This window comes from Nocardia acididurans (assembly GCF_016741815.1).
In the GTDB taxonomy this organism is placed as follows: domain Bacteria; phylum Actinomycetota; class Actinomycetes; order Mycobacteriales; family Mycobacteriaceae; genus Nocardia; species Nocardia acididurans.
Map to the genome: position 1 here is coordinate 267,952 of NZ_JAERRJ010000003.1, position 13,334 is coordinate 281,285.

A 13,334-nucleotide genomic window follows, 5' to 3' on the forward strand; every position below is an offset into this window, starting at 1 on the left:
ACTACCTGATGGTGGAACAGTCTTCGGCTTGTTCTTGATACGCGGGCACGAAGGTGTCGGGGCGAGAGGTCAAGCGCCCCACCATGACCTGGCGTACATGCGCGGGCAGCATCGGTGCGAACTTGCGCACATAGGAGTTCATCCATTCCGGCTTTCCGAGCAGGAACGGGAAATCGGTGGTCATCATTGTACGCACTACGAGCATCGGCAGTGGTGCGTCCAATGGCCGAAAATCCTTGTTCCACAACCCCGGTTGATCGCAACCCGGATAGAACTGTCCCAGCATGTTGCCCTGTTCCACGAATTTGGTCTTGAATTCCGCATGGATCTCATCGATCAGCGAATAATCCTGCAAATTCGGAAACACGGTGATCATCGCGCGGAGTACCGATGTGGAACTGCCGTTCCCCGTGGGCAGTCCGGGATACATCTCCAGTGCGTCCTCGATGATCGCCCGCACCCACATGGGGCGCGGTTCCGCGGCGGGCACCTGTGCCAGCCACAGCAGATCCCGTCGCATGGACGGGCGTACATACGGGCATACGGGCCCGTCGCGTCCCAGTTCGTCACTGGGCTGGGTCAGAAAAGATTCTGCCCAAGATCGAAAACCCGCCACCGTGGAACGGGCGGCGGGGCACGATGATCCGGTGTCCCCCAATGAGACCCATTGCAGCCCCGAGCGGGGCCCGATAACACGCTCGCTCATGACTTCACCTCGGCAGATCGAGCACAGCAGCAGGCGCCGTTGCCCATACTCTATAAATAGTGCGCCGGTCATGGGCTGTTAACACGAGTAGCGTGATACCTGAATTCGCATACTGCGCCCCAAATTTCGGGGGCACGGAAATAAAGAAAAGACCGGTCAGCCATTGACCGGTCTTTCTTCGTTACCTAGTTGTACGAATTGATCATGAACCGATCAGCCGTGCGGCCAGGTAGCCCTCTACTTGATCAAGGGCGATCCGCTCCTGCGCCATCGAGTCGCGCTCACGCACCGTCACGGCCTGATCCTCGAGGGTGTCGAAGTCGACCGTGATGCAGAACGGGGTGCCGATCTCGTCCTGACGGCGGTAGCGGCGGCCGATCGCACCCGAATCGTCGAAGTCGACATTCCAGTTGCGCCGCAGCTGGGCGGCCAGATCGCGGGCCTTGGGCGACAGATCGGCATTGCGCGACAGCGGCAGCACCGCGGCCTTCACCGGCGCCAGACGGCGGTCCAGGCGCAGCACCGTGCGCTTCTCCAGCTCGCCCTTGGCATTCGGGGCCTCGTCCTCGGTGTAGGCGTCCACCAGGAACGCCATCAGCGAACGGGTCAGACCGGCCGCGGGCTCGATCACGTACGGGGTGTACCGCTCGCCCGACTGCTGATCGATGTAGACCAGATCCTTGCCCGAATGCTCGGAGTGGGTCTTCAGGTCGAAGTCGGTGCGGTTGGCCACGCCCTCGAGCTCACCCCACTCGCTGCCCTGGAACTGGAAGCGGTACTCGATATCCACCGTGCGGGTGGAGTAGTGCGAGAGCTTCTCCTTCGGGTGCTCGTACAGGCGCAGGTTGTCCGGGTTCACGCCGAGATCGGTGTACCAGGCCAGCCGGGTGTCGATCCAGTACTGGTGCCACTGCTCGTCCTCGCCCGGCTTGACGAAGAACTCCATCTCCATCTGCTCGAACTCGCGGGTGCGGAAGATGAAGTTGCCCGGCGTGATCTCGTTGCGGAACGACTTGCCGATCTGCGCGATGCCGAACGGCGGCTTCTTGCGCGCGGTGGTGGCGACGTTGTCGTAGTTCACGAAGATGCCCTGCGCGGTCTCCGGGCGCAGGTAGTGCATGCCCTCTTCGGACTCGACCGGGCCGAGGTAGGTCTTCAGCATCATGTTGAAGTCCTTGGGCTCGGTCCACTTGCCGACGGTGCCGCAGTCGGGGCACGCGATGAGCTCCATGGCCACGGCGTCGGGATCGTCGAGCTTGTGCTTCTCGGCGTAGGCCTCCTGCAGGTGGTCCTGCCGGTGCCGCTTGTGGCAGTTGAGGCATTCCACCAGCGGATCGTTGAACACCGCGACATGGCCCGAGGCCACCCACACCTGGCGGGGCAGGATGATCGACGAGTCGAGGCCGACCACGTCGTCACGGCTGGTGACCATGGACCGCCACCACTGCCGCTTGATGTTCTCCTTGAGCTCGACTCCCAGCGGGCCGTAATCCCACGCCGATCGTGTGCCGCCGTAGATCTCACCGCTCGGGTAGACGAGACCCCGACGCTTGGCAAGGTTGGCGACGGTGTCCACCTTCGACTTGGGTGCCACTGAAGATATCTCCATCCGTGTTCTCGGAAACGATGCAGCCGGAAGATTGCAAGGATTCACTCCAGCCTATCGGTACCGGGCCAGCGGATTTTCACCGGTTCAGACCGGCCTTCGGGCGCGTCCGTTTGACATGCGCACACGTGCATAGGAAAGATGGCATTGGTTTCCAATAAGGAGTTGGTACTGATGACCACCGACAGCGGTGCACCCTTGCGGCGATCCGTCGCAACCGAGGCTCCAACCGCGATTCCGCACGACCCGTACCCGTACCGGTCCCCCATGCCACCTGCGGTTCCGCCGCGCGGAATCCTGGACTCGGCCGGCGAGCTGCTGCGCGCGCTGGCCGCGCCGGTGCGCATCGCTATCGTGCTGCAACTACGCGAGTCGCCGCGCTGCGTGCACGAGCTGGTCGACACCCTCGGGGTGACCCAGCCGCTGATCAGCCAGCACCTGCGCATCCTCAAGTCGGCCGGCGTGGTGCGCGGCGAACGCACCGGCCGCGAAGTCATCTACGAGCTCGTGGACGAGCATCTCGCGCACATCGTCATCGACGCGGTGGCGCACGCCGAGGAAGGGTGATCGTGGGCACAGGTGAGAAGACGGTCGGCGTGCGCAGCACCCGCCAGCGCAGCGCCATCTCCGCGCTGCTGGCGGATATCGACGAATTCAGATCCGCGCAGGAGCTTCACGATGAACTCCGTAAGCGCGGCGAAGGAATCGGGCTGACCACGGTGTACCGGACCCTCCAGTCGCTGGCCGACGCCGGGCTGGTGGATGTGCTGCGCACCGACTCGGGGGAATCGGTGTATCGGCAGTGCTCCACCGGGCACCACCACCATCTGGTGTGCCGGCATTGCGGGCGCACTGTCGAGGTCGAGGGACCGACCGTCGAGGCGTGGGCGGATTCCATTGCGGCGGAACACGGTTTCACCGATATCAGCCACACCATGGAGATCTTCGGCAGTTGCCGATCCTGCTCCAACGGTAAGGGCTGAGCACCGGAACAGCAGCGTGCCCCTTGCGACTTCGCAAGGGGCACGCTGTTTTTCGGGCTGCTACGCGGGCACCAACTCGGAGGCGGGCGCGGTTTCCGGGCGGCCGGTGCGAAGCGCCGCGACGCCGAGCAGGACGACCGCGGCACCGGCCCAGACCAGCAGGACCGTCAAAGGCATTGCGGCACCGGCTCCGTCGAAGAAGGCGACCGAGCGGAGCAGGGAGGCGGCGGCGCCGGGCGGGAGCAGCTGGCCGATGGCTCCCCAGGGCTGCGGGAGCAGTTCCGGCGCGGATGTGGCCGCCGAGAACGGGTTACCGATGAGCAGCATGGTCAGGGCGCCGAGCCCGATTCCGGCGCGGCCGAGCACACTCGCCAGGCCGACGATGGTTCCGGCCACCGCGAAGGACACCAGAGCGGCGATGGCGGCCAGGGTCGGGTAGGAACCGGGCAGCAGCGACAGCCAGCCCTGCACGATCGCCATGCTCAGCAGCCCACCGGCGACGGCGAAGGTCACCAGGCCGATGCCGCGGGCGGCGATCGACGGGATCAACAGGGTGAGCAGGACTCCGGCGGCGATGCCGGACATCACCAGCGGCAGCACCATGGCCCCGAAGCCCGCGCCGCGCGGGTCGTCCGGATCAGCGGCCACCACATCCTGCACGGACGCGGCGGCGGTACCCGACATCTGCTGGGCGATGGCCGAAAGCTGTTGCGCCACCATCGGACTGGCGGCGGAGGCGACGAGGACCTGCGGCGCGCCGCCGCCGGTCACGATGGCCCCGTAGACCTCTCGGTCGCCGATGAGCGCGCGGGCCTCGGATTCGTCGGTGACAGTGCGGATTTCGAAGGCTTCACCATCCTGCGCGGTGAGCTTCTGCGCGACGGTGGCGGCCTGCGGCCCGGCGACGGCGACCGGCAGATCGCGCGGCCCGACGTTCGCGGCGGGCCAGGCGAAGGCGATGAGCATGACGGCTTGGATGACAGTCGCGGCGAGTCCGAGCGCCACAGCGCGTTTGATGATCTCGTTCGGACGGGACGTGGTCTCCACGGGGCTCTCCCAAGAAAAGCGAAGGTTCGTTCTTTTTGTTGGGACAAGGCTGACACCCCACTGTCAGCTTGTCAAGAACGGATATTCGTTTTACTTTGAGTCCATGCCCCGAGTCAGCGAAGAACACCTGGAACGCCGCAGGCAGCAGATCCTCGACGCCGCACAGACGTGCTTCGCCCGCAGGGGCCTGCATACCACCACCATGCAGGACGTTTTCGCCGAATCAGGTCTGTCCGCCGGCGCGGTCTACCGCTACTTCAAGAGCAAGGACGACATCATCGCGGCCCTCACCACCGAGGCCACCACCGAACTGCGCGCCATCCTGTATGAGGCGGTTTACAGCGATCCGCTGCCCACTCCCCCGGACCTCATCCGCACCGTCGCCGAGGCCATCGTGCGGCTCGCCGCCCCCGGCGGGCCGGTGCGGCTCATCCCGCAGGCCTGGTCCATGGCGCTGACCGACCCGAATATCGCCGACTACGTACGCACCAGCATGGGCGGCATCCGCCGACTCTGGCACGACTACACCAAGCGCATGGTCGAACACGGCTGGCTACCGGCCGACACCGACACCGACGCGGTGGGCAAGGCGTTCGTCGGGCTGATGCCGGGCTTCATGCTGCAGCACCTGATCCTCGGCGACACCGACCCCGACACCTACGCCCGCGGCGTCGAACAGCTGCTGGCCACCTACGAGTACGCCGCACCGGCCGCCGGGTAGGCCCGGTGCGCGGTCACGGCGCGAGCAGACCCTTGCGGGCCTCGCCCGCGCCGGACAGCACCAGCAGCAGCATGGCGGTGAGGGCGTCATCCGACAGCCCCGCCGCCGGAAATGTGTAGCGCAGCACCACATCCGCGAGTTTGTCATGCGCGATGACGGTGATCGACCCGAACTGCAGCGAGGCGTTACGCTCGGCAACCCGCTTGTGCAGCTGCGGTTTCAGGGTGCGATCCCACGCCAGCACGCAGGTCAGGGTGAGCACGTCCAGGCCCGGGGTCAGCGTGACGGCGCGCAGCGAGCACAGCCCGCCCTCGAATTCGAAACCGAGCGCGCCGTCCTCGACCCGGACGTCCACCTCGTAGCGGATCAGCACCGCGGCGGCGCGGGTGAGCAGTTCCTCCGCCGAGGTCAGCTCGTCGTCGGCCCGGGTCACTTGACGCCGCCGAACCGGCGATCCCGCTTGGCGTACTCCAGGCAGGCATCCCACAGGTTGCGGCGATCGAAATCGGGGAAAAGCGTTTCCTGGAACACGAATTCGGCGTACGCCGCCTGCCACAGCATGAAGTTGGAGGTGCGCAGCTCACCCGACGGCCGCAGGAACAGGTCTACGTCCGGCATATCCGGCTCGTCCAGGTACTGCGCGATGGTGGCCTCGGTGACCTTCTCCGGATCGATCTCCCCGGCCGCCACCCGGCGCGCGATTTCCCGTGCGGCATCGGCGATCTCGGCCCGGCCGCCGTAGTTGACGCACATGGTCAGAGTCATCACCGTATTGTCCTTGGTGAGCTCCTCGGCGACCTCCAATTCCTTGATCACGCTGCGCCACAGGCGCGGTCGCCGCCCCGCCCAGCGCACCCGCACACCCATCTCGTGCATCTCGTCACGACGCCGCCGGATCACATCCCGGTTGAAGCCCATGAGGAAACGCACCTCCTCGGGGCTGCGCCGCCAGTTCTCGGTGGAGAACGCGTACGCCGACAACCACTTCACGCCGATCTCGATACAGCCCTCGACGGTGTCCATCAGCACGGCCTCACCGCGCTCGTGCCCCGCGGTGCGCGGCAGCCCCCGCTCCTGCGCCCACCGGCCGTTGCCGTCCATCACCAGCGCCACATGCCGGGGCACGAACTCCGCCGGGATGGCGGGCGGCGTGGCGCCGGAGGGATGCTTCGACGGCGGACGCACCGTGCGCTGGATGGTGGAAGGCTTGCGGTTACCGATCACGCCCACCATCCTGCCCGACGGCCCCGGGCCGCCGATCGGGACCACGGCATTCGCGCACGATCTCCACGAAACCGCCACGAACAGGGTCCCGGATCCGGGCGGTGTCACTGCTCGGGCGCAGGTCAGGGCACGACGCGGATCTGCTGCATCATGTCGTGATCGGCGTGGTCGAGGTTGTGGCAGTGCCAGACGTAGCCGCGGATCTCCTCATGACCCGAGACGTGATCGGCGCCGTGATGGCCCGTCGGGGAGATGGTCTCCGCGCCGTGCGGGACGGTGAGCGGCGCGTCCGGGTCGAAGCCGAGTTCCTCGATGGTGGGCCAGCGGACCATGATGCGGGTGATGTGGTCGGTGGGGCATTCGACGGTGTCCTTCCAGCCCAGTTCCCAAGCGGGAGGCCACAGTTCGGGGCCTGCGGCGAAGGCCTCGGCCGGGGGCGCCCAGCGGGTGCCGAAAGCCGGGGGCGGGTTGGCGTTCCAGTACTCGGCGGCATGGATCGGGCGGCGGCTCAGCACCCGCATGCGCGCCAGGTGGATGTGCACGGGATGGTCGAAGGCGGTGGTGTTGATGATGTCCCAGCGCTCGGTGGTCCCGGCCTTCGCGATATCGATGTCGGTGCCCTGGAACGGCAGGTTGTTGAGGACGGCCATGGCGGGAAAGATCGCGGCCGAGCGGTCGGGATCGTTGTAGCCGATCAGGGTCATGGTGCGGACGGCATCCGGCCAGTAGGGCTGTTCCAGCAGGTCGGGCAGGCCGGGTTCGCCGCGCAGCATGGGCGGGACGGCGGCCGCCGGACCCGCGCCCGCCACCGTGAAACGCATGATGTTGCGGACCTCGGGGACCATGAAGATGGTGTTGCCCGCGTCGTTGAGCGCCACATTGATCAGGTCCACCACATCGCCGTCGCGGTAGGTGCTGAAATCCACCAGCAGATCGGCGCGCTCACCGGGGCTCAGACGGATGGCGGGGGTGAGTACGGGGGCGTCCAGCAGGCCCAGATCACTGCCGATCGCCCAGAACGGCATGTTGTTCGTGAAGGCGAAAACGTAAGGGCGCGAGTTGGATCCGTTCAGCACCCGGAAGCGGTAGAGGGTGCGGCGCACCGAAAGCCGCGGCCACACCTTGCCGTTCACGCACGCCACGTCACCCAGCTGGCCCGCCTGGTTGTACCCCTCGGGCAGGTACCAGGCGACCATCGGCTGAATGGTGCCGTCCGCGTTGAAGGTTCGGTCCTGCACGATGAGCGGGATCTCGAACTCGCCGCTCGGCAGGCCCAGCGGGTTGTCGGGCGCGCCGGTATCGAATTCGTCCCGCACGTAATACATTCCGACGAGTCCGGCCTGAATGTTGAGGCGGGTGATGCCCATCGCGTGGTCGTGGTACCAGAGCGTCGCGGCCTCCTGGCGATTCGAGTAGGCGTAGCTCGCCATGCCGCCGTTGCGCCAGGCCAGCAGCGGATGGCCGTCCGCGTCCGGGGAATTCGCGCCGCCGTGCAGGTGCACGGTGAAACGCGGATCGGTGCGGTCCAGGTCGGTGACGCCGTGCATGGTGAGGTCCACGTGCTGGGCCAGTACGTGGGCGCCGAGCTCGTTGCGGAAGGTGATGTGCGCCAACTCGTCCCGGCGCGCCTCCAGATTGGGGCCGAGCACCGGGCGGGAGTAGCCCCAGCTGCGGGCTTCGGGCAGATCCCGGTGGTAGCGGTGCATGCCGGAACCCGCGACCAGTTCGCCTGTGGCCGCGATGGTTTCGGGGATCGGCAGGTCGTCCACGAACGGCATCAGGGGCGGTGTGTGAAAGTTCAGCGGTGTGACGGGCAGGGCGGGCAGTGAGGGCAGTGGAATCGCGGGCGGGGGCACGGCGACCGGATCGGCGTGCGCGGTCGCGGCGAGGCCCGCCGCGCCCAGCGCGCCCAGGAGAAAACCCCGGCGGGGTAACCTCTCGCTCGTCATCGGTCGCTCCACCCCCGGTCAGCGCCGGACTTTGTCCGCTTTGTCCATCTGCAACCTCTCCGATTCTGCGCTGGACCACCCACACGGATTTGGCACGTGAGCTTTTCGTTATCCAACTGCTTCATCGGCCGACGATCACCGGATGCTTCAACACGTCTGCGGCGGCCCACCCGACCAGGCCGCGATCAGCCGGGAACAGCGGCGGTTTCGACGGGCGCGGCGGCCTCGTGCGGGCGGGTGCGCTCGATGAGCGGGAGGGTGCGGAGCTGACGCTCCAGATGCCACTGCAGATGCGCGGCGATCAGACCGCTGGCCTGACGGCGCAGATTGTCCGGAACGCCGTTCACCCCGGACCAGTCGCCACGATTCAGGGCGCTCATATGATCGAGCACCCCCACCATCGGCGTAGCCGCGCCGGGCGGGCGGCAGTGCACGCACACCGCACCGCCGGCGGCCACGTGGAAGGCGCGATGCGGACCCGGCGTCGCACACCGGGCGCAGTCGTCCAGCGCCGGGGCCCAGCCCGCGAAACCCATGGCCCGCAACAGGAACGCGTCCAGAATCATCTCGTGCGGACGCTGCGCGAGAGCGATGGCCCGCAGCGCGCCCGCGGTGAGGGTATGTAGTCGAGGAGCCGGAGCGCGCTCCTCGCCCGCCAGCCGCTCGGCCGTCTCGAGCACCGCGCAGGCCGTGGTGTAGCGGCCGTAGTCGGCGACGATATCGGCGGCGAAGGACTCCACCGTGTGCACCTGGGTCACCACATCGAGCGTGCGGCCGGGATGCAACTGCACATCGACGTAGGCGAAAGGCTCCAACCGGGCACCGAATTTCGAGCGGGTCCGGCGCACCCCCTTGGCCACGGCGCGCACCAGACCGTGCTGGCGGGTCAGCAGCGTGACGATGCGGTCGGCCTCGCCCAGCTTGTGCTGGCGCACCACCACCGCGTGATCCCGATACAGCTGACTCATCGCGCTACACCGTAGCCGACCTGCCGGGAAGCGCTCACGACGACAACCCTAGCCGGAGCCTGTGACAGTGTCGCGGACGTTCGCACCACCTGATCCCCGGTCATCGTCCGCATAGTCCCCCACGGTACGGCCCACGCGGGCACAGTGCCGCCTCCTCGACGGCGAGTCTTCCAGCGGGAAGCCCCGGCCCCGGAATACGGGACCGGCGCATCACCTCCTCCGGTCAGTGCCGGCTCTGCAGATACGCAGAACCGGCACTCGCCACTCCCATTCCCTTCCAGAACATGGTGACGAGGAGCTGGATGATTTCCATTGAAGCCTGTTCCCAACTGCTGATGAGTGACCGATCGATTCCCCGACGGCAACAGCGATACCACAGCCCGCCCCTCGGCCGCATCCCTGCACGTCGAACGGTCCGGCCACCTCTGGGAACGACGTGTCCGAATTCCGCCGGTCATGGGCTGCCGGGTGGGGCAGATTCGAGAGGAGGAACGAGCGAGAAGGAGACGAACAGATGACCGTCTACACGACGATGGACAGCCCGCTCGGCGAACTGCTGCTGGTCGGCGAACCGTCGCGGACCGCGCCCGGCGGGGTCGCACTGACCTCGCTGTCCATGCCCGGACAGCGAGGCGCGGTGGCGATCCGGGACGAATGGGTCTCGGACGCAGCGGCATTCGCCGCGATCGGCGCGCAGCTGCGGGCGTACTTCGCGGGAGAGTCCACCCCGTTCGATATCGAATTCACCAGCGCCGGATCGGAATTCCAGCAGCGGGTGTGGCGGGCGCTCGACGCGATCCCCTACGGCGAGACTGTCAGCTACGGCGAGCTCACCGCCCGGATCGGCGCGCCCCGCGAGCGGGTGCGGGCCGTCGCGGGAGCCATCGGAGCGAATCCCCTTCTGGTGGTTCGGCCTTGCCACCGGGTGATCGGCGCCAATGGCGCACTCACCGGCTACGCGGGCGGTCTCGAGCGTAAGCAGAAGCTGCTCGAGCTCGAGAACGTCCTGCTGGCGGTATGACATCCGGCTGCCGCGCCCACCCGCGGCAGCCGGTCACCCGCCACGACGACACCCGAGAAAGGAGCGCCCCATGACCACCGCGCCCGGCACCCTGTCGACCGGCTCCGCCGAAGAGCTTGTCGCGCGGCAGGATTGGCCGGCCCTCACCGCCGAGCTGGACGAGTACGGCAGCGCTCTCACCGGGCCGCTGCTGACACCCGAGGAATGCCGCTCACTCGTCGCGCTCTACGGTCACGACCGGTATTTCCGCAGCACCGTGAATATGGCGCGGCACCGATTCGGCTCCGGCGAGTACCGGTACTTCACCCACGACCTGCCCGAGATCGTGCGCGACTTGCGTGCGGCGTTCTACCCGAAACTGCTTCCCATAGCCCGGGATTGGGCGGCCCGCCTGGGGCGGCCGGGCAGCTGGCCGGACAGCTTCGACGAATGGATCGCCCGCTGCCATCGCGGCGGCCAGACGCGCTCGGCCCAGATCCTGCTGCGCTACGGCCCCGGCGACTGGAATGCCCTGCACCGAGACCTCTTCGGCGACCTGGTCTTTCCCCTCCAGGTGGTGATCGGCCTCAACACCCCGGGCACCGATTACACCGGCGGCGAATTCCTCCTGGTGGAACAGCGCCCGCGCGCCCAATCGCGCGGCTCGGCCACCACGCTGCCGCAGGGCCACGGCCTGCTCTTCACGACCCGCGACCGCCCCGTGGCGAGCACCCGAGGATGGTCGGCGGGGCCGATGCGCCACGGCGTCAGCACCGTCCGCTCCGGGCAGCGCCACTCCCTCGGCCTGGTCTTCCACGATGCGTCATGACCTACACCCTGCTGGGCGCGGACGGTTCCCCCTACCCCAGCGAAACCCCCGGCACGCTGGGTGGACACCGCCGCGCTCGGATCTACGGCCGCCTCGACTGCCCGTCGGCGCTGCGTGCTCTGGCGCGCGGGCACTACGTCCGGTATCGCGTGTTCTTCGCCGATGAGGCCACCGCCGTCGCGGCCGGATATCGGCCGTGCGCGACCTGTCTGCGGGATCGCTACCGTGGTTGGAAGGCACGACGCTGACTCGGGAAGGGCTCGGCGTGGGCACGGAATCGAGCCGGTCGCGGTGGTGCGATGCGATCCACCGAGAATGCGCGATGACTCTGGCGGGATGTGCCATCACGGCGGGTGGCGCGAGCGAAGGCGATGCTGGACGTGTGACCAGAATCGCGCTACGTTACCCCTGGGTACAACTTGGGAGACAGATCACATGACGACGGCGTCGGTTGGGGAACTCGGGCTCGTTGAACTCGCGAAGGCACTCGCGGACGGGACGGTCAGCTCGGTCGCGGCGACCGCGGCGGTGCTGGATCGTGTCGAAGCCAGTCAGGCGGGGCTGAACGCCTTCCGGATCGTGCGACGCGAACAGGCCCTGGCCGAAGCCGCGGCGGCGGACGAGAAGCTCGCGGCGGGGCAGCGCGCGCCGCTGCTCGGGGTGCCGCTGGCCATCAAGGACGACACCGACTTGGCCGGGACGCCAACGGCTTTCGGGTGCGGCGGGGATTTCCCGGTGAAGACCGAGGACGCGGAATCGGTACGGCGGCTGCGTGCGGCCGGGGCCGTCATCGTGGGGAAGACGAATACCTGCGAACTCGGGCAGCTGCCGTTCACCAGCGGAAACGCGTTCGGGCACACCAGGAATCCGTGGCATGCGGGGCATACGCCGGGCGGATCGTCCGGCGGATCGGCGGCGGCGGTCGCGGCCGGATTGGTGCCCGCCGCACTGGGTTCCGATGGCGCGGGCTCGGTGCGCATTCCGGCGTCGTGGAACAACCTGGTGGGGATCAAGCCGCAGCGTGGACGCATCTCGACATGGCCGCTGCCGGAAGCGTTCCACGGGCTCACCGTGAACGGACCACTGGCACGCACCGTCGCGGATGCCGCACTCCTGCTGGACGCGGCGTCCGGGCCGCACGCCGGGGACCTGCACACCCCGCCCGTGCTGACGGTGTCGGACGCGGTGGGCCGGGATCCGGGGCGACTGCGCATCGCGCTCTCCCTGCGAATTCCGTTCACCGCCACCAGAACCGCGCTCGATCGCGAGGTGGAGGCCCGTGTCCGCGACACCGCCGGCACCCTGCGCAAGCTCGGGCACGAGGTGACCGTCGCCAACGTGCACTACGGCGTACTGTCGGGAGCCACCTTCCTGCCGCGCTCCATGGTCGGCATCCGTGAGGCCCTCGATCGCCTGCCCGGTGCGACCGTGGACCCCCGCACCAGGCACAACGCCGTCACCGGCCGTATCCTCGGCCCGCTGCTCCACGCGGCCCGGCAGGCGGAACCGTTGCTGCACAGGCAGATCGGCGGCATCTTCAAGAACTTCGACGTGGTGCTCGCCCCGACCACCGCCACCCCACCCCCGGGGGTGCACGAGATCGACGGCATCGGCTCCTGGGCCACCGACGCCCTGATCACCGCGGCCTGCCCGTACACCTGGCCGTGGAATGTCCTCGGCTGGCCCGCCGTCAACGTCCCGGCGGGCTTCACCGCCTCCGGCCTGCCGGTGGGCGCTCAGCTCATGGGGCCCGCCAACTCCGAACCCCGGCTGGTTTCCCTTGCCGCCCAACTGGAATCGGAACTCCAGTGGCACAAGCAGCGGCCCGAGATCTGGTGGGAGCCTGCCGCCGCCTAGGGTTCGCGCCCACCTGTGTGGATCGCGGCCACAACCATGCCGGGACGACGCGGGTGCTTGCCGCCGAGAGTGCTCAGCTCTCGGCGCTGCCCCGGCTGCCGGTGAAGCGGCTGCCGAGGAAGGCCACGTAGGCGAAGAGGCCGATGGCTCCGAGGGCGCGGGTGCGGCGGAAGGTGATGGCCAGGCCGAGCAGGAGTTCGGTGAGGCCGTTGCTGTAGGTCCAGCGGCGGGTGTCGCGGGGGAAGGCCAGTTTGGTCAGGGGTTCGAAGGCGCCGGGGGCCGTGAAGTGGGCCGCGCCGGCGCCGGCCAGGCCGAGGCCGAAGAGGCGGGCGGGGACGCTGTCCGGGGTGCGGGCATTGATCACGACCGGGTTCTTCGGGGTCTTGCCCGCTACCAGGGCCTGGCCCGCCTGCTTCGTGCGCTTGCGCTCACCCATGTACCCAC

The 13,334-nt window shown here is 67.9% G+C and carries 15 protein-coding genes; 7 read left to right on the top strand and 8 right to left on the bottom strand.

The window, feature by feature from the left end; all coding sequences use genetic code 11:
• Window position 1: 1 nt before the first annotated feature.
• Together JK358_RS09255 and JK358_RS09260 are read right to left on the bottom strand one after the other, a co-directional pair.
• Entirely contained in the window at window positions 2-706 is a 705-nt protein-coding gene (locus JK358_RS09255; protein ID WP_232851019.1) for a DUF6875 domain-containing protein, read from the bottom strand.
• 202 nt (window positions 707-908) lie between these two features.
• Window positions 909-2,300: a glycine--tRNA ligase gene (locus JK358_RS09260; RefSeq protein ID WP_307817408.1), complete on the bottom strand. Its 1,392-nt coding sequence runs from the start codon at window positions 2,298-2,300 to the stop codon at window positions 909-911.
• 279 nt (window positions 2,301-2,579) lie between these two features.
• Between JK358_RS09260 and JK358_RS09265 the strand changes: the two genes are divergently transcribed.
• Together JK358_RS09265 and JK358_RS09270 are read left to right on the top strand one after the other, a co-directional pair.
• On the top strand, window positions 2,580-2,879 hold the full coding sequence (locus JK358_RS09265) for an ArsR/SmtB family transcription factor (RefSeq protein ID WP_231087106.1): 300 nt from the start codon (window positions 2,580-2,582) through the stop codon (window positions 2,877-2,879).
• A 2-nt stretch (window positions 2,880-2,881) separates the two neighbouring features.
• The gene (locus tag JK358_RS09270; RefSeq protein ID WP_372440647.1) at window positions 2,882-3,295 is read left to right on the top strand and encodes a Fur family transcriptional regulator; all 414 of its coding nucleotides are present in this window, start codon (window positions 2,882-2,884) and stop codon (window positions 3,293-3,295) included.
• Window positions 3,296-3,355: 60 nt separating this feature from the next.
• Here the strand turns inward: JK358_RS09270 and JK358_RS09275 are convergent, their stop codons facing one another.
• A complete protein-coding gene (locus tag JK358_RS09275; RefSeq protein ID WP_307817410.1) occupies window positions 3,356-4,342 on the bottom strand; it encodes a hypothetical protein in 987 nt (328 codons plus the stop codon).
• Between the two features lie 103 nt (window positions 4,343-4,445).
• Here JK358_RS09275 and JK358_RS09280 point away from each other — a divergent pair, with 103 nt between their 5' ends.
• The gene (locus tag JK358_RS09280; RefSeq protein ID WP_201945565.1) at window positions 4,446-5,063 is read left to right on the top strand and encodes a TetR/AcrR family transcriptional regulator; all 618 of its coding nucleotides are present in this window, start codon (window positions 4,446-4,448) and stop codon (window positions 5,061-5,063) included.
• Between the two features lie 13 nt (window positions 5,064-5,076).
• Here the strand turns inward: JK358_RS09280 and JK358_RS09285 are convergent, their stop codons facing one another.
• The 4 genes from JK358_RS09285 to recO form a co-directional block, all read right to left on the bottom strand.
• Window positions 5,077-5,496 carry a YbjN domain-containing protein gene (locus JK358_RS09285; RefSeq protein ID WP_201945568.1) on the bottom strand — a complete coding sequence of 140 codons (420 nt, stop codon included), beginning with the start codon at window positions 5,494-5,496 and terminating at the stop codon, window positions 5,077-5,079.
• A complete protein-coding gene (locus tag JK358_RS09290; RefSeq protein WP_201945572.1) occupies window positions 5,493-6,296 on the bottom strand; it encodes an isoprenyl transferase in 804 nt (267 codons plus the stop codon). The genes JK358_RS09285 and JK358_RS09290 overlap by 4 nt, the downstream gene beginning before the upstream one ends.
• A gap of 113 nt (window positions 6,297-6,409) precedes the next feature.
• Complete coding sequence (locus tag JK358_RS09295; protein ID WP_201945581.1) at window positions 6,410-8,236, bottom strand: multicopper oxidase family protein; 1,827 nt, start codon at window positions 8,234-8,236, stop codon at window positions 6,410-6,412.
• Between the two features lie 185 nt (window positions 8,237-8,421).
• Complete coding sequence (recO, locus tag JK358_RS09300) at window positions 8,422-9,204, bottom strand: DNA repair protein RecO (RefSeq protein ID WP_201945584.1); 783 nt, start codon at window positions 9,202-9,204, stop codon at window positions 8,422-8,424.
• A gap of 514 nt (window positions 9,205-9,718) precedes the next feature.
• On the opposite strand from recO, the gene JK358_RS09305 reads away from it, so the two are divergent.
• From JK358_RS09305 to JK358_RS09320, 4 genes are all read left to right on the top strand, one after another.
• A complete protein-coding gene (locus JK358_RS09305; RefSeq protein WP_201945589.1) occupies window positions 9,719-10,225 on the top strand; it encodes a methylated-DNA--[protein]-cysteine S-methyltransferase in 507 nt (168 codons plus the stop codon).
• 70 nt (window positions 10,226-10,295) lie between these two features.
• Window positions 10,296-11,033, top strand: a complete 738-nt coding sequence (locus tag JK358_RS09310; protein ID WP_201945592.1) for a 2OG-Fe(II) oxygenase — start codon at window positions 10,296-10,298, stop codon at window positions 11,031-11,033.
• The gene (locus JK358_RS09315) at window positions 11,030-11,281 is read left to right on the top strand and encodes an Ada metal-binding domain-containing protein (protein WP_201945594.1); all 252 of its coding nucleotides are present in this window, start codon (window positions 11,030-11,032) and stop codon (window positions 11,279-11,281) included. Before JK358_RS09310 ends, JK358_RS09315 begins: the two co-directional genes overlap by 4 nt.
• A 187-nt stretch (window positions 11,282-11,468) precedes the next feature.
• Complete coding sequence (locus JK358_RS09320; protein ID WP_201945595.1) at window positions 11,469-12,890, top strand: amidase; 1,422 nt, start codon at window positions 11,469-11,471, stop codon at window positions 12,888-12,890.
• Between the two features lie 73 nt (window positions 12,891-12,963).
• Here the strand turns inward: JK358_RS09320 and JK358_RS09325 are convergent, their stop codons facing one another.
• The gene (locus JK358_RS09325; RefSeq protein WP_201945596.1) at window positions 12,964-13,326 is read right to left on the bottom strand and encodes a DoxX-related protein; all 363 of its coding nucleotides are present in this window, start codon (window positions 13,324-13,326) and stop codon (window positions 12,964-12,966) included.
• Between the last annotated feature and the right edge of the window lie 8 nt (window positions 13,327-13,334).

Excerpts from the sequence above, each read along its gene's own strand:
- JK358_RS09255 (WP_232851019.1), bottom strand. The coding sequence starts at position 706 with ATGAGCGAGCGTGTTATCGGGCCCCGCTCGGGGCTGCAATGGGTCTCA.
- JK358_RS09265 (WP_231087106.1), top strand. The coding sequence starts at position 2,580 with ATGCCACCTGCGGTTCCGCCGCGCGGAATCCTGGACTCGGCCGGCGAG.
- JK358_RS09280 (WP_201945565.1), top strand. The coding sequence starts at position 4,446 with ATGCCCCGAGTCAGCGAAGAACACCTGGAACGCCGCAGGCAGCAGATC.
- JK358_RS09290 (WP_201945572.1), bottom strand. The coding sequence starts at position 6,296 with ATGGTGGGCGTGATCGGTAACCGCAAGCCTTCCACCATCCAGCGCACG.
- JK358_RS09295 (WP_201945581.1), bottom strand. The coding sequence starts at position 8,236 with ATGACGAGCGAGAGGTTACCCCGCCGGGGTTTTCTCCTGGGCGCGCTG.
- recO (WP_201945584.1), bottom strand. The coding sequence starts at position 9,204 with ATGAGTCAGCTGTATCGGGATCACGCGGTGGTGGTGCGCCAGCACAAG.
- JK358_RS09305 (WP_201945589.1), top strand. The coding sequence starts at position 9,719 with ATGACCGTCTACACGACGATGGACAGCCCGCTCGGCGAACTGCTGCTG.
- JK358_RS09310 (WP_201945592.1), top strand. The coding sequence starts at position 10,296 with ATGACCACCGCGCCCGGCACCCTGTCGACCGGCTCCGCCGAAGAGCTT.
- JK358_RS09315 (WP_201945594.1), top strand. The coding sequence starts at position 11,030 with ATGACCTACACCCTGCTGGGCGCGGACGGTTCCCCCTACCCCAGCGAA.
- JK358_RS09320 (WP_201945595.1), top strand. The coding sequence starts at position 11,469 with ATGACGACGGCGTCGGTTGGGGAACTCGGGCTCGTTGAACTCGCGAAG.
- JK358_RS09325 (WP_201945596.1), bottom strand. The coding sequence starts at position 13,326 with ATGGGTGAGCGCAAGCGCACGAAGCAGGCGGGCCAGGCCCTGGTAGCG.